Below are 17,368 nucleotides of genomic sequence, written 5' to 3' on the forward strand. Positions count from 1 at the left end.
TCAGATCACCCTTGCCAGCACACATGGCGCACCTCAGCGCGCCAACACATCTGCCGCGGGGTGGAGCAGCCCGGTAGCTCGTCAGGCTCATAACCTGAAGGTCACAGGTTCAAATCCTGTCCCCGCACCCAAACATCCAGACAACGCCCGCATGGCCAAAAGCCCCGCGGGCGTTTTCGCGTTCAACACACGCCCACCCCGCTAAGCCACCACCGCCCACGCCACCAACACTATGGCGATCAGCCCGGCGCTGAGGGCCGCCATCCTGAGTCAGCTGTCTCCGGCGGCGGCCTCGGCGGCGCTGGCGCGAGCGGGGGCGGGCGTGGTCCAGGCATTAAGCATCTGGACACGTTCGTCGGCGGTGGGCGCGCGGAGGACGATGCGGCCGATCCGGCTTTCGTCCACGGTCAGGAAGTCGATCGCCATGGGCCGCGCGTCGCCGCCTTCGGCGGCAATGTCGAGCCCCATGGTCCAGCGGCCCGGCGTTAGGCCATTATAGCAGCAGAACCGCTTGGGTTCGGCCAGCGCCATGACATCGACCGACTCGGCCCGCGACACCATGGAGTCGCCCAGGAAGCCATAGGCTTCGTCCTGGGAGACGATCTGCAATGAGTCGGCGAACTTGGCGCTGGATCCCGCCGGCAAGGCGCCGTCGCCCTTCAAGGCCAGGCCGATATGGCGCATGTCGAGGATGGAGAGGGGATTGGGCGGAACGATCGGGCCACGGACCGTCCGTCCCATCAGTTTGAGCTGCGCGCGCTGATCGCCATTGAAGCACCGGTTCTGGGTCAGCGCCGTGGCCGTGGGGCCGCTGACCAGCTGGGCGGCGTCCTCAAGAGCCTCAAAGATCAGCAGGTCGGCATCGACCGGCACGAGCCGCCAGGTCTCGATCGCTGCGGTGGAAAAGGCCTGACAGCGCTGCGTGATGCTGGTGGCCGTCGCCGAGGCGGCCTGCATATCGGAGCGCAACTGGCCATATTCCGGCTGCGCGCCGAACAGGCGCGGACCCGTCGCGGTGGCGACGCCCTGGACATTGCGCATCTTGGTGGCTGTGGCGACCTGTTCGAGCTTCAGACTGGCGGCGTCGGCCCTTGGCGCCGGCAGCAGCATGGAGGGAATGAGCTCGGCCGTCACCGTCAGGGTCGCAAGCTTGACCCCCGGATTGCGTTCGTCGCGGATGTCGAAGACCAGCCCCCTTCGCCCGCCGGCGGCCGGCGAAATCCCGAGACTGTCATCCTTGAAGCGGCGGGTATCCCGTCCATCTGGATCCACCAGCCAGTCAATCTGCTGATCGATCTCCTGCGCCTTCTGGGTCAGGACCGCATTGGACACATTGGCCAGGATCTGATCGCCGGTCACCGTGCCGTAGATCGACGCCACGCGACCGAGGATCTGCTCCATGAAGACGATCCTGGTGTCCGAGACGCTGTCGAAGGCGATGGTCGGGGTGAGCGCCGTGGCGCCGTCGACGCGAACCCAGGCAGTATAGACCTCCTGTTTGACATTATAGGTCCTGGTGTTGCCGTCGGCTCCGGGCGCGGGAAGCTCCATGGCCAGCATCGGCGTGGTCGGCAGCAGCTCCACCGCGCCCGCCTTGGCGGCAACCGAGATCAGGATTCCGCGCGACTGGGGCCGGAAGCGGCGGAAAAAGCTGTCCCGCCTGGACAGGGCGCCTGTCAGTTCCGGCGCGGCGGCGAAGACGAACTTCAGTCTCCCATAGGCGATCTGCGGCGACACCGGAGCGCCGGCCCATGTCTGCTCGCTGAGCTGGACGAAGTCCGTGAGTTTGACGACCCCCGGGGCGGTGACGGGGCAGGAGAGGTCCCGTCGCTTGCACTCGTTGCGGAGAAAGCCCCTAGGGTGGGCGCAGACGCATTCGGCCGGGGTGCGAAGCCTTTCCTCCGGATCGCCCGGAGGCGGCGTCTGGCCCGCGGCGGTGGCGGCCCAAAATCCCCATGCCAACGCCGCCGTTGCGGCCAGGACGCGCAAACTCCCCATAGTCTCCCCCCTTGGGACGCCGTTTTTGAGAATCCGGTGTTAGATGAAAGCACAGCTTTCTGCGTCTGTCCCGAGCATTCCGCCGCTGCGCCCGCTGGGGTTGAACCTCACGGGGCCCGGCCTCGTCCCCGCGCCGGCGGCCGACAGGGCAGGGGCGCCCAGGAAAGTGGCGCCGCTGGCCTCGAACGCCGTCGCCTCGGGCGCCGGACGCCGCGCCGCCGGGACCGGCCTATAGGCGTCTGGCTCAGACCCGCATTGATGTATGACAATCATACGGAAATGATGTGGAGGGCGTTGTGCTATGGCGAGCTTGTTCAGAACCTTGGCCAGAGGCGTCGCCCTGGCCTGCGCCGTGGCCGCCGGCCCCAGCCTCGCCCAGGCGCCAGGCCCGGCGCCGACGCCGAAGACCACCGCCATCCACGCCGGCCGCCTGATCGATGGCCTCTCGGCGCGGCTGCAGAGCAAGGTCACCATCCTCATCCAGGATGACCGGATCACGGCGGTGGAGGGTGGCTTCGTCTCGCCGCCGGGCGCCGAGGTGATCGACCTGTCGAACGCCACCGTGCTGCCGGGCCTGATCGATGGCCACACCCATGTGACCTCCCTGCGGCGTACGGGCAACGGCATCGCCAAGAGCGTGACCTATTCCCCGCTGGACATGGCCCTGGCCGCCACGGTGAACGCCGAGGCCATCCTGCGCTCGGGCGTCACCACGGTGCGCGACCTGGGCGGCAACTACGGGACCGACATCGCCCTGAAAAAGGCGATCGAACTTGGCGAGGTGGCTGGCCCGCGCATGTGGGTGGCCGGCGAAGCCATTGGTCCGACCGGAGGCCACACCGACTGGAGCCACGGCTATGCCGAGGATATCTCCCGCCGCGACTGGGGGGCGGGCCTGGCCGATGGGCCCGACGCCGTCACCCGCCTGGCGCGCACCCAGCACAAGCTCGGCGTCAACATCATCAAGATCATGCCCAGCGGCGGCGTGGTCAGCCAGGGCGACGACCCCAAGGCGCAGTTGATGACCGAGGCCGAGATCAGGGCCGCCATCGACGCTGCTCACGCCATGGGCATGAAGGTCGCCGCCCACGGCCATGGCAAGGAAGCCATCGACATCGCCGTGCGCCTGGGTGCGTCGTCGATCGAACACGGCACCTATGCCGATGATGAGAGCTGGCGGCTGATGAAGGCCAATGGGACCTATTTCGTGCCGACCCTTCTGACCACCCAGCGACTCTATGAGCTGGCGCAACGGGCGCCTGAGACTCTCAATCCCTCGACCGTGGCCAAGGTCCTGGCCATGGGGCCGAGCCTGACGAAGCTGACCAAGGCTCACCGCGCCGGGGTGAAGATCGCGTTCGGCAGCGACACGGGCCTGGGCGAAAACCTGCAGGAGGCCGCCCTGATGGTCGAGGCCGGCATGACGCCGGCCGAGGTGATCCTGGCCGCGACGGCCAACGCCGCCGACCTGATCGGCTCCAGCGAGATCGGCGCCGTGCAGGCCGGCCGCTATGCCGACATCGTGGCCGTGGCCGGCGATCCCTTGAGCGACATCACTGAGCTTGAGCGCGTCCAGTTCGTGATGAAGGGCGGGGTGGTCTACAAGGCCGGCGGCGAGAACATCTACGTGCCGATGGTGAACCCATGACCGCGGTCTCTCTCGCCGAAACCGGCGAGCCCGGCGCCGCGAGGCCGACCATCCGGGGCTGGCTGATCGTCGCGGTCTCCCTGGTGGGGATCTCGGCCGGGCCGGCGGCCTTCGGGATCGCCTCGCTTGGCCTGTTCATCGGGACCTTCGAGCAGCAGTTCGGCTGGGGCCGGGCGGAGATGAGCGCGGCGGCGTCCCTGATGATGCTGTGTTCGGCGGTGTCCATGCCCGTCGTCGGGCGGCTGGTGGACAGGTTCGGCGCGCGCCGCGTGCTGATCCCCTCCCTGGCGATCCTGGCGGCCTGCATGCTGGCCCTGACCCAGGTCAGTCAGCTCTGGCACTTCATGGCTATCTACGTGGCCATGGGCACGGTGGCGGCCGGTTCCAACAGCGTCGCCTATATGCGGGTCCTGGCGACCTGGTTCGACAAGTCCCGGGGCCTCGCCATCGGCATCGCCGGCAGCGGCACGGGCCTCGGCTTCGCCTATGTCCCCCTGGTGGGCCAGGGGGCGATTTCGCAGTTCGGCTGGCAGGGCGGCTATGTGGCGCTGGGCCTGCTGCTGCTCTGCGTGGCCCTGCCCATGGTGGTCTTCCTGCTGCAGGAACAGCCCGGCGCGCCGGCCGGGGAGGGCGCCGATGCGCCGCCGGCCTCGGCCCTCGGCGATACGCTGAAGCAGGCCATGGCCAAGCGCGACTTCTGGATGCTGATCGCCATCTTCGTGGTCCTGGCCTTCGTGCTTTACGGCCTGATCCCGCACATGGTCCCCCTGCTCGGCGACCGGGGCATGAGCCCCGAGGCCGCCGCCGGCGTGGCCTCGATCTTCGGCCTGGCCACCTTTGGCGGGCGGATTCTGATCGGCTTCCTGCTGGACAAGTTCGACGCCCGGCACATCGGCCTGGTGTTCTTCAGCCTCTCGGCCGTGGGTCTGGCCCTGCTGTGGGCGCCGCTGCCGGCCTGGGCGATGATCTTCCCGGCCCTGTTGCTGGGGGGCAGCCTGGGGGCCGAGGTGGACATGCTGGCCTATCTGGCCAGCCGCTATTTCGGCCTGAAGTGCTTCGCCCAGATCTTCGGCGTCCTGTTCGGGGCCGTCATGATCGCCATGGGGCTTGGTCCGGTGGCCTTCGGCTTCGTCTTCGACATGACCGGCTCCTACCAGGCCATGCTGGCCGTGGGCGCGGGGCTCTGCCTGGTGGCCTCCAGCCTCGTTCTGACCCTGCGCCCCTATCAGGAGCGCCGCCGCGGCGGCCCGGTCTCGGTGACGTGAGCTTTCCTTGCGCGGCTCTCCCCGGTCGTCGCAAAGAAAAGGAAGGGCCCGCGCCATCCCCTGGCGCGGGCCCTTTGTCGTTCCAGTTGTGAGGGCTGTGATCAGGCCGCGGCGTAGTCGGCCGTATCGCCCTCGATCTGCACCCTGAAGCCCGAGCGTTCGTGCGGGAAATAGTCCCAGATCGCCAGATGCTGGGTGCAGCGGTTGTCCCAGAAGGCCACCGCATGGGGCGTCCAGCGGAAGCGCACCTGGAAGTAGGCGTTCTCCGCGTGCTTGAAGAGGTACTGCAGGATGGCCTCGCTCTCGTCCTGCGGCACGTCGTTGATATGGCTGGTGAAGCCGCGGTTGACGAACAACAGCTTGCGCCCCGTCGCCGGGTGGGTGCGGATCACAGGGTGGACGGCGACCGGATACTTGCCGTCAGGATCGAAGCGGCCGAAGGCCAGCTTGCCGTCATGGGTGGCGGTGAGGTTTTCCAGATAGGCCTTCATCGGCGCCGACAGGGCGTCATAGGCCGCATACATGCTGGAAAAGGCCGTATCGCCGCCCATCGGCGGCAGGGTGTGGAGATAGAGCACGCTGCCCATGGGCGGGACCGGCAGGCACGACATGTCGGTGTGCCACTCCTCGCCGGCCACATGCTTGGAGGTGGCGTCGGCGTGCAGCTTGCGCACCTCCGGATGGTCGGGCAGGCCCTTCAGGGCGTGGATCTGCAACTCGCCGAAATACTGGCCGACCCGTTTCAGCGAAGCCGGATCCAGGGGCTGGTCCCGGAAAAAGATCACGCCGTGGTCGTGAAGGGCCTGACGCACCTCGGCGACCTGTTCGTCGCTCAGGGGTTGGGTCAGGTCGACGCCGGAGATCTCGGCGCCGATGGTGGGGGTAAGCGGCTGGGCCTGGAGGGTCCTGTACGACATTGAAATCCCATTGATCGAAACATGGTGCGTGGAGCGATGCGCCATCTGATGGGACAGCCGCCTCCGCTTCAAGACTATTGTATACAGTATCCCGTATTTCCTGTCAGGCGCCCGTCGTTGGGGCGCCGTTGCGGCGGGCGCGTCTATGGCCTAGTCGAGGGACCTCGATCTTGCGTCACTTGAGGGAATCCAGCGCCTTGCCGGGAAGTTCGCGAGCCGTCGCCCCCACCGAGCGCCTGCGTGACCAGGTCTATCGGCGCATGCGCGAAGAGCTGCAGTCGGGCCTGCTGGAGCCCGGCGCGCGGCTGGTGGAGCTGCAACTGGCCAAGGCCTATGGCGTCTCCCGCACGCCGGTGCGCGAAGTGCTGCTGCAACTGGCCCGCGAGGGCCTGCTCACCCCGCAGGAGCGGGGCTATCTGGTGCCCGTGGACACCCAGAAGGACGTGGTCGACCGGCTGGAGGTCCGCCGCCTGCTGGACGCCCGCATCGCCCGCCATGCGGCCCTGGAGGCCACCGAGGGCGAGATCGCCGCCCTGCGCAAGACCCTGGAGCGCCAGCGGGCCGCTCACGAGGCCGGCCGCGCCCGTGTCTTCGTCGAGCGCAACACCGAGTTCCGCAGCGCCCTGCGCGAGGCCTGCCGCAACGCGCTGCTGCGGCGCTGTGCGGCCATGGTGGACGACGTCTTCCAGACCATGCGCGGGCGCCTGCACGAGACCGCCGCCAACCGCGAGCTGACCCTGCTCTGTGACGGCCGCATCCTCCAGGCCCTGGAGCAGCGCGACCCCGACGCCGCCGAGGCCGCCGTCGAGGCCTTCATCGACGCCCTCCTGGCCCACTTCGAAGCCGACCCGCCAAGGGTTTAGGGGGCGCTCAGAGCCGCCGCGCGAGCCAGACCGAACGTCCCCCGCACTCGGGATCCTCGGGCGTAAACCGGACCACCTCGAATCCGTGCTCCGCCAGGAGGGATCTGTATTCCGCCGGATCAAGGCTGGCGTGATAGAGGGGTTCGCCCTGGAAGACGCCGATCGCTTCGCCGTGGGCCGGGCCGCTGTTGAACATCAGGGCTGCGTTGGGTCCGCAGTGGCGCCGAAACACATCGAACATGCGCCGCTGTTCGTCGTGAGCCAGGTGGAACAGGCTGTCCCAGGCGAGCACGCCGTCAAAGGTCTGATCAATCTCGGTGAGGCGCATGTCCCCGACGCGCCAGGTGTGCTCGGGAAAGGCCGCTTTACAGACCGCGATCAGGTCCGCTGACCCATCGACGCCGGTCACCGCGCAACCCTGCGCGATGAGGCGGCGCGCGATCGGACTGCCAGACCCACAGCCGAGATCCAGCACGCGACGGCCGTCCGGCAGCACCGCCAGAAACCGATCGAGCCAGACGCCTTCGGTCAGCCGGTCGCCGCGGTTGCGCACCCAGGCCGCAGCGTGGCGCTGGTAGAGGTCGATCACATCGCGCGTGCTGCTGCTCATCGCTGCAGCCTAGCGCGGAGCGTCGGCCGCCTTCATGACAGGCCGCGCCCTTTAAGCCTCCCGGGCGCGGGCCATGTCGAGGGCGACGTCGACGATCATGTCTTCCTGGCCGCCGACCATGCGGCGGCGGCCGAGCTCGATGAGGATGGCGCGGGTGTCTAGGCCGTAGGTTTCGGCGGCCTTTTCGGCGTGGCGCAGGAAGCTGGAATAGACCCCGGCATAGCCCAGGCTGAGCGTCTCGCGGTCGACCCGGACGGGGCGGTCCTGGATCGGACGGACTAGGTCCTCGGCCGCATCCATCAGCTTGAAGAGGTCGCAGCCATGGTCCCAGCCATAGACGTCGGCTGCGGCGATGAAGACTTCCAGGGGCGCATTGCCGGCGCCGGCGCCCATGCCGGCCAGCGACGCGTCCACGCGGATGGCCCCGTTCTGGACCGCGGCGATGGAGTTGGCGACACCCAGCGACAGGTTGTGGTGGGCGTGAATGCCGCGCTCGGTCTCAGGCTTCAGCACCGCGTCATAGGCCTGCAGCCGGTCGGCGACCCCTTCCATGGTGAGCGCCCCACCGGAATCGGTGACATAGACGCAGTGTGCGCCGTAACTCTCCATCAGCAGGGCTTGGCTCGCCAGGACGTCGGGGGCGCTCATATGGCTCATCATCAGGAAGCCAGAGACGTCCATGCCGAGGCTGCGGGCGGCCTCGATATGCTGGCGCGAGACGTCGGCCTCGGTGCAGTGGGTGGCCACCCGCACCGAGCGGACGCCCAGCTCATAGGCGCGCTTCAGGTCATGCACCGTGCCGATGCCGGGCAGGAGCAGGGTGGTCAGGACGGCGTGCTCCAGCACCTCGCCGACGGCCTCGATCCAGGCCCAGTCGGTGCAGGCGCCGAAGCCGTAGTTGAAGGACGAACCCGACAGGCCGTCACCATGGGAGACCTCGATGGCGTCCACCCGGGCCTCATCCAGGGCGCGGGCGATGGCTCGGACCTGATCCAGGCCATACTGGTGGCGGATGGCGTGCATGCCGTCGCGCAGGGTCACGTCCTGGACGTAGAGCTTGCGGGCGGGGGCGAAGGCGGGGGCAGGGGCGCTCATGCGGAAACTCCTGCGCCGCGGCGTTCGACGATGCGCTCGGCGGTGCGCAGGGCCGCCGAGGTCATGATGTCCAGATTGCCCGCATAGGCCGGCAGGTAGTGGGCCGCGCCCTCCACCTCCAGGAAGACGCTGACCTTCAGGCCGGCGAAGGCCTCGTCCATTTCCGGGATCAGCAGGCGGGCGTTGTCGGTGATGGGCTCGAACTGCACCGCCTGTTTCAGGCGATAGCCGGGCACATAGGTCTGCACCTCGGCGACCATCGCAAGGATCGAGGCCTCGATGGCGGCCGGGTCGCCGCCTTCGCAGAGACAATAGACCGTGTCGCGCATGATCAGCGGCGGCTCGGCGGGATTGAGCACGATGATCGCCTTGCCGCGCCGCGCGCCGCCCACCTGTTCGATGGCCCGCGAGGTGGTCTCGGTGAACTCGTCGATATTGGCCCGCGTCCCGGGGCCGGCGGATTTGGACGCGATGGAGGCGACGATCTCGCCATAGATGACGGGCGAGACGCGGTTGACCGCCGCGACGATGGGGATGGTCGCCTGGCCGCCGCAGGTCACCATGTTCAGGTTCGGCTGGTCGAGATTGGCCTCGCCGTTCACCGGCGGGATCACATAGGGGCCGATGGCCGCCGGCGTCAGGTCGATCACCGTCTTGCCATGGGCGCGCAGCACCTCGTCGTGCCGCTGGTGAGCGCCGGCCGAGGTGGCGTCGAAGACGATCTGGATGTCCTGGAATTCCGGCATGGCCACCAGGCCGTCGATGCCGCCCGCGGTGGTGGCCACGCCCATGCGCTGGGCCCGCTGCAGACCGTCGGACGCCGGGTCCACGCCGACCATCGCGCCCATGGCCAGGGTCTTGGACAGGCGCATGATCTTGATCATCAGGTCCGACCCGATGTTGCCCGAGCCAAGGATGGCGACCTTGACCGGCGAGGATGGGGACTCCACGGCGCTGCTCCTGTTCGCAAGCGCCGAAGCGCCCTCTAATCAGGTGGCAATCTTGTCATACAATATTATAAGTCAAGGGCGCGCAGGGGAGTTTCAGAATGGCGAGTGACAAACGCATCGCATTGATCGGCCTCGGAGCGATCGGGCACGAAATCATCGCCACAGCCGGGCGCCTGGGCGAGGCCGACAGCCTCTGTGGCGTACTCGTCCGCCCTGGCCGCGAGGCTGTGGGAGCGCCGGGCGTCCACGATGTTGCAGCCCTGCTGGCCACTGCGCCGGACGTGGTGCTGGAGTGCGCCGGCCATGGAGCGGTGAGCGCGTTCGGCGCTGAAATCCTGGCCGCCGGCGTCGATCTGGTGGTCTCTTCGGTGGGCGCCTTGACCGATACCGACCTGGCGCGGCGCCTGCTGGCCGCCGAGGCGGCCGGGGGCGGGCGGCTGCTGATTCCGGCCGGTGCGGTGGCGGGCCTGGATGGCCTCGTCGCCGCCAGCCTCGCAGGGCTAAACGCCGTGACCTACGACTCTTACAAGCCGCCCCACGCCTGGCGCGGGACGCCGGCCGAACAGGCCATCGACCTGAACGATCCGGCCGACGAACAGGTCTTCTTCGAAGGCACGGCCCGGGAGGCGGCGGCCGCCTATCCCAAGAACGCCAATGTCTCGGTGGCTGTCTCGCTGGCGGGGCTTGGGCTCGACCGTACGCGGGTGCGGCTGATCTCGTCGCGCAAGGTGACCGATCCCCTGGGCGTCATCACCGCCGAGGGCGATTTCGGCCGCTTCCTGTTCGAGATCTTCGCCGTGGCGGCGCCGGACAACCCCAAGACCTCGGCTTTGACGGCCCACAGCCTGCTGCAATGTGCGCGTCTGGGGATCGGCTTGCCGGCGTCGCGGCTTAAGGCGGGCTTGTTTCCTGAGCCCTGACTGGGCCAAATCCACGGTAGGGTTGTCGGACACGGAATCGCAACGCGGCGAACCACAGGGCCGCGTGACAAGGGGCTGATTTGGAATACGAAGATCTGAGGATTGTCGATACGCCGTCGCTGGTGCGCGACCACGCGATCTCGAAGCTCCGCAACGCCATCAGCTCTGGCCTCTATCCCCCCGGCGCGCGCCTGGTGGAGCGGGAACTGTGCGAGGCCCTGGGCGTCAGCCGGACCTCGGTGCGCGAGGCGCTGCGCCAGCTGCAGTCGGAAAACCTGGTCGAGGTGGGCCGTCGGCGGAGCATCAATGTGGCGGTGATCACCGCCCAGGACGCCGCCGACATCTACATGATCCGGGAAATGCTGGAGACCCAGGCCATCCGGCGCTTCGTCGCCCTGTCCGACGAGGCCGAGCGCAAGGCCCTGGCTGCGGTGCACAAGCGGCTGGTCAAGGCGCTCAGCAAGAACGACATGCCCCAACTCTCGGCCATCGCCAGCGAGTTCTATGAACGGGTCCTGATCGGGGCCAAGAGCCGGGTCATCTATGAGGTCGCCCGGCCGCTGCTGGCGCGGGTCAACTATCTCCGCATCCGCTCCATGGCCGAGCCCGGACGCCTCGACGGGGGCCTCAAGGAATGGGACGCCATGATGGATGCGGTGCAGGCCGGCGACGCTGATCGCGCCGCCGAGGCCATGGCCGTTCATCTGCGCAACGCCCGGGCGGCCATCGTCGCCCGTCTGGAAGCCGATGAAAAAACCGCCATTCCCGCGAAAAGGAAGGCTGCTTCCTAGGCGCCGCCCAAAGCCGCCGTCGGCGCCAACATCTAATATTGTCATACAAACTTGGGGTCGCTAGCGTCGCCCTCCTCAAGAGGAGTGCACACCATGGCGTCTGGGTCGAAAGTGATCGTGGTCGGGGCCGGCCCCGTGGGGACCATCGCCGCCTACGCCCTGCGCCGACGGGGTGTGCCGGTGGTCCTGGTCGAGGCGCTGCTGGCGCCGGAGATCGACTGCCGCGCCGCCTCCTGTCACCCGCCGACCATCGCCATGCTGGCCGAGCTTGACCTTCTGGAGGCGGGCCTGGAGCAGGGGCTGGTCTCGCCGGTCTTCCATTACATGGATCGCCCGACCGGCCAGCGGATCGCCCGCTTCGACATCCGCGAGATGCAGTCCCCGCCCGAGCACCCCTATGTGCTGCAGTGGGAGCAGTACAAGATTTCCGCCACCATCCTGGAGCGCCTGCAGGCCGACGCCGGCTGTGAGGTGATGATGGGCGCCCGCCTCACCGAGATCATTCAGGACGCCGACAAGGTCCGCGCCGTGCTGGAGACGGCCGAGGGCGTGGTCGAGATCGACGGCGACTATCTGGTCGGCTGCGACGGGGGCCGCAGCACGGTCCGCCGCCTGGCCGAGATCGAGTTCGAGGGCTTCACCTGGCCCGAGCGCTTCCTGAAGGTCGACACCCACTTTGACTTCATGTCCCTGCGGCCCGACCTCAGCAACCGCAACTACTTCTCCGACCCAGACGAGTGGATGAACCTGTTCAAGGCCCGGGGGCCGGACGGCGGCGGCCTCTGGCGAGCGGTGAGCCCGACCCTGCCGGAACAAACCGATGAGGAGCTGCTGTCGCCCGACGCCATCGAAGCCCGCCTGCAGAAGTTCTGCCCCAAGGACGGCCCCTATGAGATCGCCACGGTGGCCCTCTACCGGGTGCACCAGCGGGTGGCGGCGACCTTCAACAAGGGCCGCGTGCTGCTGGCCGGGGACGCGGCCCATGTGAACAACCCTGTGGGCGGCATGGGGATGAACGGCGGCATCCACGACGCCGTCAACCTGGCGGCCAAGCTGGACGACATCCTCAATGGCGGAGCCGAAGCCCAGCCCCTCCTGGACCGCTATTCCCGCCAGCGGCGCAAAGCTCAGACCGATTTCGTCCAGGCCCAGAGCATCCAGAACAAGAAGACCCTCGGCGAAAAGGACCCCGAGGCCCGCGTCAAGGGCCTGGAGGCCATCCGCCAGGCCGGCCTCGACCCCGACCTGCACGACGCCTTCATCGGCCGAGCCTGTCTGATCGACAGCGTCAAGGTCGCCGACGCCGTCCTCTAGTCCACAAGGAACACCGCCCCATGTCCGTCGCCCGCCACCCCCGGCCGCCCGAACTCGCCGACGCCTCCCTTGAAGACCTGATGGCCCGCTATGTGGCCAAGTTCGAAACCCGCACGCCTGACTGGAACGCCTTTTCCGACGCCAGCATCGAGGGCTATCGCCGGGCACAGCACCGTTTCATCGGGGCCGGCGCCTCGGGCAAGCATGACGACGCCGGCGTGATTCCGGCCACCGGTTTCACCCTGTCGATCATGCTGGTGCCGCCAGGGCAGGGGAACGCCCCGCACACTCACGAGGTCGAGGAGGTGTTCTTCATCCTGCAGGGCCGCTGCGTGGTGTTCATCGAGGACGAGGACGGCCGGCGGCTGTCTCAGGAGCTTGGTCCCTGGGAGATGATCTCGTGCCCGCCGGGCGTCATCCACGGCTATGTCAACGAGACCGAGGAGGACTGCTACCTGCAGGTGATGCTGGGCCGCGGGCGACCGGAAACGGCGGGCTTCGCCGATGAAAGCCTGTTCGAACGCCGTGACGCACACCTGGGCGGCGGCTGATCCCGGCGGGTTGCGGCGCCCACGGCGGTATGGTCTGAGAAGGGCATGGAACCAAGCGGCGCCAACCTTCCCTCGATGAATCTGCGACACATCGAGGTCTTTCACGCGGTCTATCGGGCCGGTTCGATCAGTGCGGCGGCCCGCGCCCTCTATGTGTCGCAACCCTCGGTCAGCAAGGTGCTGAAGCACGCCGAGGGCCGGCTGGGCTTTCCCCTGTTCCGGCTGGTTAAGGGCCGTCTGACCCCGACCGAGGAGGCTCACGCCCTCTTTCGCGACGTCGATGAGATCTACACCAAGATCGAATCCCTGAAGGAGACCACCCGCAACCTGCTGAAGGGCGGCTCGGCCCATATCGGCCTGGCGGTCTTGCCGTCGCTCGGGCTCGGCGTCGCGCCGCGGGCCGTGGCCCAGTTCCGCAAGAAGAACCCCGGCGTCACCTTCGGGCTGCAGACCCTGCATGACGAGGACGTGCTGCGCGCCCTCTATGAGCGCAAGGCCGACCTGGCGGTGGCCTATGACGCCCCGCGCCATCCCCGCCTGGCCCATGTCCGCATTGGCACGGGCGAGCTCGTGGTGCTCTACCGGCGCGAGTATCTGCCCGACGCCCCGCCGCGGGTCAGTCTCGACCGCTTCGCCGGCCATGAACTGATAAGCTTGACCGGCAGCGGCCCCGTCGGCGCCCTCTATGCCAGCGAAGTCGTCCAAGGCAATGTTCGACGGCCGGAAGGCATCGTCGTCCAGACCTACTATGTCGCCGCCGCCCTGGTGCGTCATGGGGCGGGCGTGGCGATTGTCGATGAGTTTACGGCGCGGGAAAACCTCGGCCCTGATCTTGATTTCAGGCCCCTGGAGCAGCCGGTGAATTTCGGCGTCTATTGCATCTACCTGGAAGATCGCCCGCTATCCAAGATCGCAAAGGCTTTCGTGAATACGCTCAAGGCCGATATCCAGGACCAGCAACAGGCGCATAACCCGGGGCTATAACACTCCTCTCTCTTTCGAGCTTCGCGCGCGCCCTGGTTGCGCGATGATTGCGCAACATCGCTGCGCCGGCCCGAAGTGAGGCATTATGATACCGCCCCCCTACCTGCTCTATCTTGGGGACTCCCAGAACGAGCTTTCCGTGAAGACCTCCCGCGGGGTGGCTTACTGGCGTCCCGAGTGGAGCCTGGGCGAGCACCGTGGCCCGGAGTGCACGGTCACCCTGAACCTGCCGCACATGGACTTCGCCGAGGCCGCCGCCAAGGGCGCCAAGACCCTGATCATCGGCGTGGCCAACGCCGGCGGCGTGCTGGGTCCCAAGATCGTCGCCGACGCCGTCAAGGCTCTGGACGCCGGCATGAACGTGGCCTCGGGCCTGCACGAACGCCTGACCGAGCACCCCGAGATCGTCGCCGCCGCCCAGCGCAACGGCCTGTCCCTGTTCGACGTGCGGGAGCCGCCGAAGAAGATGGATGTGGGCAATGGCCGTCCCCGCGCGGGCCACCGCCTGCTGACCGTCGGCACCGACTGCTCGGTCGGCAAGATGTATACGACGCTGGCCATCGAGCGGGAGATGCGCGGCCGCGGTCTGCGCGCCGACTTCCGCGCCACCGGCCAGACCGGCATCTTCATCGCCCAGTCGGGCGTGCCCATCGACGCCGTGATCGCCGACTTCATCTCCGGCGGCATCGAGGCCATCTCTCCGGCCCGCAACGATGATGGCTGGGACCTGATCGAGGGGCAGGGCTCCCTGTTCCACCCCTCCTTCGCCGGGGTGTCGCTCGGCTTGCTGCATGGCGCCCAGCCGGACGCCATCGTGCTCTGCCATGAGCCGGGCCGCCCGCACATGCGTGGGATCACCGGCCGGGCCCTGCCGGACCTCAAGGCCTGCCTGGAGGCCAATCTCGCCTCGGCCGCCCTGACCAATCCGGGCGTGACGCCGGTGGGGATTGCGTTCAACACGTCCAGCCTCGCCCCCGATGAGGCGCGCCGTCTCTGCGACGAGACCTCCGCGCGCTTCAACCTTCCTTGCCAGGACCCCGTCTCCATGGGCGTGGACCAGATCGTCGACAGGTTAGTTGAATGCTTCGCACCATTGCAGTCCGAGCAGAGCGTTGGCCGCTAAGCACGCCCTTCCGCATCTCCCGCGGGGTCAAGACCGCCGCTGACGTGGTGGCCGTGACCCTGGTCCAGGACGGACGGCGGGGGCGGGGCGAGGGCGTGCCCTACGCCCGCTACGGGGAAACCATCGAGTCGGTCCTGGAACAGGTGAACAGCCTGTCGACCGAACTGACCAACGGGATGACGCGCACGGATCTGGCCGGTCGGCTGGGTCCGGGCGCGGCCCGCAACGCCATCGACTGCGCCCTGTGGGATCTTGAAGCCCGCCTGGCCGGCCGTGCGGTCGCCGACACCCTCGGCCAGCCTCCGCTCCATCCCCTGGTGAGTGCGCTGACCGTGAGCCTGGACACCCCACAGGCGATGGGTGAGGCGGCCGCACGGATGACCGGCGCGACCCTGATCAAGGTCAAGGTCGACCGGAAGAATCCCGCCGACTGCCTGAAGGCCGTCCGCGCCGCGGCCCCCGACGCCGCCCTGATCGTCGATCCCAATGAGAGCTGGACGATCGAGACCCTGGCCCAGCTCCAGCCCGTTCTTCGCGACCTGAAGGTCGCCCTGATCGAACAGCCCCTGTCGGCCGACGAGGATGGCGATCTTCTGGGCTTCGAGAGCTGCGCGCCGATCTGCGCCGATGAGTCCTGCCACGTGGCCGGCGACCTGCCGGGGCTGAAGGACCGCTATCAGGTGGTCAATATCAAGCTCGACAAGACCGGTGGGCTGACCGAGGCCCTCGACCTGCTGGCCGAGGCCCGGCGCATGGGCTTTGGCGTGATGGTCGGCTGCATGGTCTCCTCGTCCATGTCGATCGCGCCGGCCTTCCACGTGGCTCGCCATGCCGATTTCGTCGATCTCGACGGCCCCACCTGGATCGCCGACGACTATGAAGGCGGCGCCGTCCAACGGGGCGCTGAGCTGCTGCCGCCAACCGCCCTCTGGGGCGAGCCCGACTCCGCGGCGCCAGACAGCGCGGCCTGATCCCCTGGGGTCGACCAGCTCAAGGATCGCCGCCATTTTCGCCTGGAGATCTGCAGATGAGCGACCTCGCGCCCGAGCCCGCGGCCCCCGCCACGCCTGACCGCAAGGGCGTCGGGGGTTTCGTCCGGCGCTACTGGCTCGAGGTCACCCTGTGGAAGCGAATCCTGCTCGGCCTGGTCCTGGGCACGATCCTGGGGCTGGCCATCGGCGAGCAGGCCATGGGCATCAAGTGGATCGGCGACCTCTTCGTGCGGCTGATCCGCATGATCGTCACCCCGCTGGTCTTCTTCTCCATCGTCTCGGGCATCGCCGGCATGGGCGATGTGAAGCGGCTGGGCTCCATCGGCGCCAAGACCCTGTTCATGTACCTGGCCCTGACGGTGGTGGCGGTCTCGGTTGGGCTGTCGCTTGGCGTCCTCTTCCAGCCGGGCGCCGGCATGGACTTCGTCGGCACGACACCGCAGGTGCTGGGCGAGGCGCCGACGCTGGGGGCCTATCTGATGAGCATCGTGCCGCTCAACCCCTTCGCCGCCCTGAGCAATGGCGACATTCCGGCGGTCATCTTCTTCGCCATCCTGATCGGCCTGGGCGTGCTGATCGTCGGCGAGCCCGCCGCGCCGGCGGTGCGCCTGTTCCAGATCGGCTCTGACATCATGCTGGTCCTGGTCCGGGTGATCATGGAGCTGGCGCCCTTCGGCGTCTTCGCCCTGGTCGCCTGGGTGATGGGGACGTCGGGGCCGGAGACCTTCATCCATGTCTTCCTGCTGGCCTGCGCCCTCGTTTTGGGTTGCGCCATCCAGAGCGTGATCGTCCACGGCGGCGTCATCGGCCTGATTGCGCGCCTGCCGGTAGTCCCCTTTTTCCGCGACATCGCCGATGCGGTCATCGTCGCCTTCTCCACCTCCTCCAGCGCCGCGGTCCTGCCCGTGGCCATGCGGGTGGCGGAAAAGAACCTGGGGGTCAGCCACACGGTGGCCTCGACCACCCTGCCGCTTGGGGCGACGCTGAGCATGGATGGCACGGCCCTCTATGTGGCCCTGCTGGCGGTGTTCTCGGCCCAGGCCTTCGGGGTCGATATGAGCGCGGCCCAGTACTTCATGATGGGCCTGGTCTGTGTGATCGTCGCCGTGGGCACCGCCCCGGTGCCTTCGGCCTCGCTGTTCATGCTGGCTGCGGTGCTGCAGGTCATCGGTCTCACCGCCGAGCAGACCGCCCTGGTGGTGGGCTTCATCCTGCCCTTCGACCGCATCCTCGACATGACCCGCACCGTGCCCAACGCCACCAGCGACCTGGTGGTGGCCGTCACCGTGGCCAAGTGGGAGGGCGAATTGGACGAGGTCGCCTATCGCGCCAAGCCGGTCGAGTAGG

Annotated in this window: 16 protein-coding genes and 1 tRNA gene; 12 read left to right on the forward strand and 5 right to left on the reverse strand. The window is 68.0% G+C overall.

The window, feature by feature from the left end; genetic code table 11:
* Positions 1 to 54 precede the first annotated feature (54 nt).
* Positions 55 to 131: transfer RNA gene (locus tag Q8L83_RS03085), tRNA-Met, on the forward strand.
* Positions 132 to 270: 139 nt separating this feature from the next.
* Here Q8L83_RS03085 and Q8L83_RS03090 read toward each other — a convergent pair.
* Positions 271 to 1,998, reverse strand: coding sequence for a hypothetical protein (locus Q8L83_RS03090; protein ID WP_305284680.1), 1,728 nt, complete (start codon positions 1,996 to 1,998; stop codon positions 271 to 273).
* Positions 1,999 to 2,299: 301 nt separating this feature from the next.
* Between Q8L83_RS03090 and Q8L83_RS03095 the strand changes: the two genes are divergently transcribed.
* Together Q8L83_RS03095 and Q8L83_RS03100 are read left to right on the forward strand one after the other, a co-directional pair.
* The gene (locus Q8L83_RS03095; protein WP_305284681.1) at positions 2,300 to 3,646 is read left to right on the forward strand and encodes an amidohydrolase family protein; all 1,347 of its coding nucleotides are present in this window, start codon (positions 2,300 to 2,302) and stop codon (positions 3,644 to 3,646) included.
* Positions 3,643 to 4,911 carry an MFS transporter gene (locus Q8L83_RS03100; RefSeq protein WP_305284682.1) on the forward strand — a complete coding sequence of 423 codons (1,269 nt, stop codon included), beginning with the start codon at positions 3,643 to 3,645 and terminating at the stop codon, positions 4,909 to 4,911. The genes Q8L83_RS03095 and Q8L83_RS03100 overlap by 4 nt, the downstream gene beginning before the upstream one ends.
* Before the next feature lie 101 nt (positions 4,912 to 5,012).
* Here Q8L83_RS03100 and Q8L83_RS03105 read toward each other — a convergent pair whose 3' ends face one another.
* A complete protein-coding gene (locus tag Q8L83_RS03105) occupies positions 5,013 to 5,828 on the reverse strand; it encodes a TauD/TfdA family dioxygenase (RefSeq protein ID WP_305284683.1) in 816 nt (271 codons plus the stop codon).
* Between the two features lie 197 nt (positions 5,829 to 6,025).
* Between Q8L83_RS03105 and Q8L83_RS03110 the strand changes: the two genes are divergently transcribed.
* On the forward strand, positions 6,026 to 6,691 hold the full coding sequence (locus tag Q8L83_RS03110; RefSeq protein WP_305284684.1) for a GntR family transcriptional regulator: 666 nt from the start codon (positions 6,026 to 6,028) through the stop codon (positions 6,689 to 6,691).
* Between the two features lie 7 nt (positions 6,692 to 6,698).
* Here Q8L83_RS03110 and Q8L83_RS03115 read toward each other — a convergent pair whose 3' ends face one another.
* The 3 genes from Q8L83_RS03115 to Q8L83_RS03125 are packed head-to-tail and all read right to left on the reverse strand — an operon-like array spanning position 6,699 to position 9,346.
* Positions 6,699 to 7,301 carry a class I SAM-dependent methyltransferase gene (locus tag Q8L83_RS03115; protein WP_305284685.1) on the reverse strand — a complete coding sequence of 201 codons (603 nt, stop codon included), beginning with the start codon at positions 7,299 to 7,301 and terminating at the stop codon, positions 6,699 to 6,701.
* 51 nt (positions 7,302 to 7,352) lie between these two features.
* On the reverse strand, positions 7,353 to 8,396 hold the full coding sequence (gene dmpG, locus Q8L83_RS03120) for a 4-hydroxy-2-oxovalerate aldolase (RefSeq protein WP_305284686.1): 1,044 nt from the start codon (positions 8,394 to 8,396) through the stop codon (positions 7,353 to 7,355).
* Complete coding sequence (locus Q8L83_RS03125; RefSeq protein ID WP_305284687.1) at positions 8,393 to 9,346, reverse strand: acetaldehyde dehydrogenase (acetylating); 954 nt, start codon at positions 9,344 to 9,346, stop codon at positions 8,393 to 8,395. Before Q8L83_RS03125 ends, dmpG begins: the two co-directional genes overlap by 4 nt.
* Positions 9,347 to 9,444: 98 nt before the next feature.
* Between Q8L83_RS03125 and Q8L83_RS03130 the strand changes: the two genes are divergently transcribed.
* The 8 genes from Q8L83_RS03130 (at position 9,445) to Q8L83_RS03165 (ending at position 17,367) form a co-directional block, all read left to right on the forward strand.
* Complete coding sequence (locus tag Q8L83_RS03130) at positions 9,445 to 10,266, forward strand: aspartate dehydrogenase (RefSeq protein WP_305284688.1); 822 nt, start codon at positions 9,445 to 9,447, stop codon at positions 10,264 to 10,266.
* An 80-nt stretch (positions 10,267 to 10,346) separates the two neighbouring features.
* Positions 10,347 to 11,057: a GntR family transcriptional regulator gene (locus Q8L83_RS03135; protein ID WP_305284689.1), complete on the forward strand. Its 711-nt coding sequence runs from the start codon at positions 10,347 to 10,349 to the stop codon at positions 11,055 to 11,057.
* 93 nt (positions 11,058 to 11,150) lie between these two features.
* Positions 11,151 to 12,371, forward strand: a complete 1,221-nt coding sequence (locus Q8L83_RS03140) for an NAD(P)/FAD-dependent oxidoreductase (protein WP_305284690.1) — start codon at positions 11,151 to 11,153, stop codon at positions 12,369 to 12,371.
* Between the two features lie 20 nt (positions 12,372 to 12,391).
* Positions 12,392 to 12,922, forward strand: coding sequence for a cupin domain-containing protein (locus Q8L83_RS03145; protein ID WP_305284691.1), 531 nt, complete (start codon positions 12,392 to 12,394; stop codon positions 12,920 to 12,922).
* A 45-nt stretch (positions 12,923 to 12,967) separates the two neighbouring features.
* Positions 12,968 to 13,906, forward strand: coding sequence for a LysR family transcriptional regulator (locus tag Q8L83_RS03150; RefSeq protein ID WP_305284692.1), 939 nt, complete (start codon positions 12,968 to 12,970; stop codon positions 13,904 to 13,906).
* Between the two features lie 85 nt (positions 13,907 to 13,991).
* Complete coding sequence (dgcN, locus tag Q8L83_RS03155; RefSeq protein ID WP_305284693.1) at positions 13,992 to 15,029, forward strand: N-acetyltransferase DgcN; 1,038 nt, start codon at positions 13,992 to 13,994, stop codon at positions 15,027 to 15,029.
* On the forward strand, positions 14,987 to 16,000 hold the full coding sequence (dgcA, locus tag Q8L83_RS03160) for an N-acetyl-D-Glu racemase DgcA (protein WP_305284694.1): 1,014 nt from the start codon (positions 14,987 to 14,989) through the stop codon (positions 15,998 to 16,000). Before dgcN ends, dgcA begins: the two co-directional genes overlap by 43 nt.
* A 56-nt stretch (positions 16,001 to 16,056) precedes the next feature.
* On the forward strand, positions 16,057 to 17,367 hold the full coding sequence (locus Q8L83_RS03165) for a dicarboxylate/amino acid:cation symporter (RefSeq protein ID WP_305284695.1): 1,311 nt from the start codon (positions 16,057 to 16,059) through the stop codon (positions 17,365 to 17,367).
* Position 17,368: the final 1 nt, after the last annotated feature.

This window comes from Phenylobacterium sp. (assembly GCF_030680185.1).
In the GTDB taxonomy this organism is placed as follows: domain Bacteria; phylum Pseudomonadota; class Alphaproteobacteria; order Caulobacterales; family Caulobacteraceae; genus Phenylobacterium.

Bases quoted from the DNA above. Each gene is read 5' to 3' on its own strand.
- Q8L83_RS03090 (WP_305284680.1), bottom strand. From the start codon at position 1,998: ATGGGGAGTTTGCGCGTCCTGGCCGCAACGGCGGCGTTGGCATGGGGA.
- Q8L83_RS03095 (WP_305284681.1), top strand. From the start codon at position 2,300: ATGGCGAGCTTGTTCAGAACCTTGGCCAGAGGCGTCGCCCTGGCCTGC.
- Q8L83_RS03100 (WP_305284682.1), top strand. From the start codon at position 3,643: ATGACCGCGGTCTCTCTCGCCGAAACCGGCGAGCCCGGCGCCGCGAGG.
- Q8L83_RS03105 (WP_305284683.1), bottom strand. From the start codon at position 5,828: ATGTCGTACAGGACCCTCCAGGCCCAGCCGCTTACCCCCACCATCGGC.
- Q8L83_RS03115 (WP_305284685.1), bottom strand. From the start codon at position 7,301: ATGAGCAGCAGCACGCGCGATGTGATCGACCTCTACCAGCGCCACGCT.
- dmpG (WP_305284686.1), bottom strand. From the start codon at position 8,396: ATGAGCGCCCCTGCCCCCGCCTTCGCCCCCGCCCGCAAGCTCTACGTC.
- Q8L83_RS03130 (WP_305284688.1), top strand. From the start codon at position 9,445: ATGGCGAGTGACAAACGCATCGCATTGATCGGCCTCGGAGCGATCGGG.
- Q8L83_RS03140 (WP_305284690.1), top strand. From the start codon at position 11,151: ATGGCGTCTGGGTCGAAAGTGATCGTGGTCGGGGCCGGCCCCGTGGGG.
- Q8L83_RS03145 (WP_305284691.1), top strand. From the start codon at position 12,392: ATGTCCGTCGCCCGCCACCCCCGGCCGCCCGAACTCGCCGACGCCTCC.
- Q8L83_RS03150 (WP_305284692.1), top strand. From the start codon at position 12,968: ATGGAACCAAGCGGCGCCAACCTTCCCTCGATGAATCTGCGACACATC.
- dgcN (WP_305284693.1), top strand. From the start codon at position 13,992: ATGATACCGCCCCCCTACCTGCTCTATCTTGGGGACTCCCAGAACGAG.
- dgcA (WP_305284694.1), top strand. From the start codon at position 14,987: ATGCTTCGCACCATTGCAGTCCGAGCAGAGCGTTGGCCGCTAAGCACG.
- Q8L83_RS03165 (WP_305284695.1), top strand. From the start codon at position 16,057: ATGAGCGACCTCGCGCCCGAGCCCGCGGCCCCCGCCACGCCTGACCGC.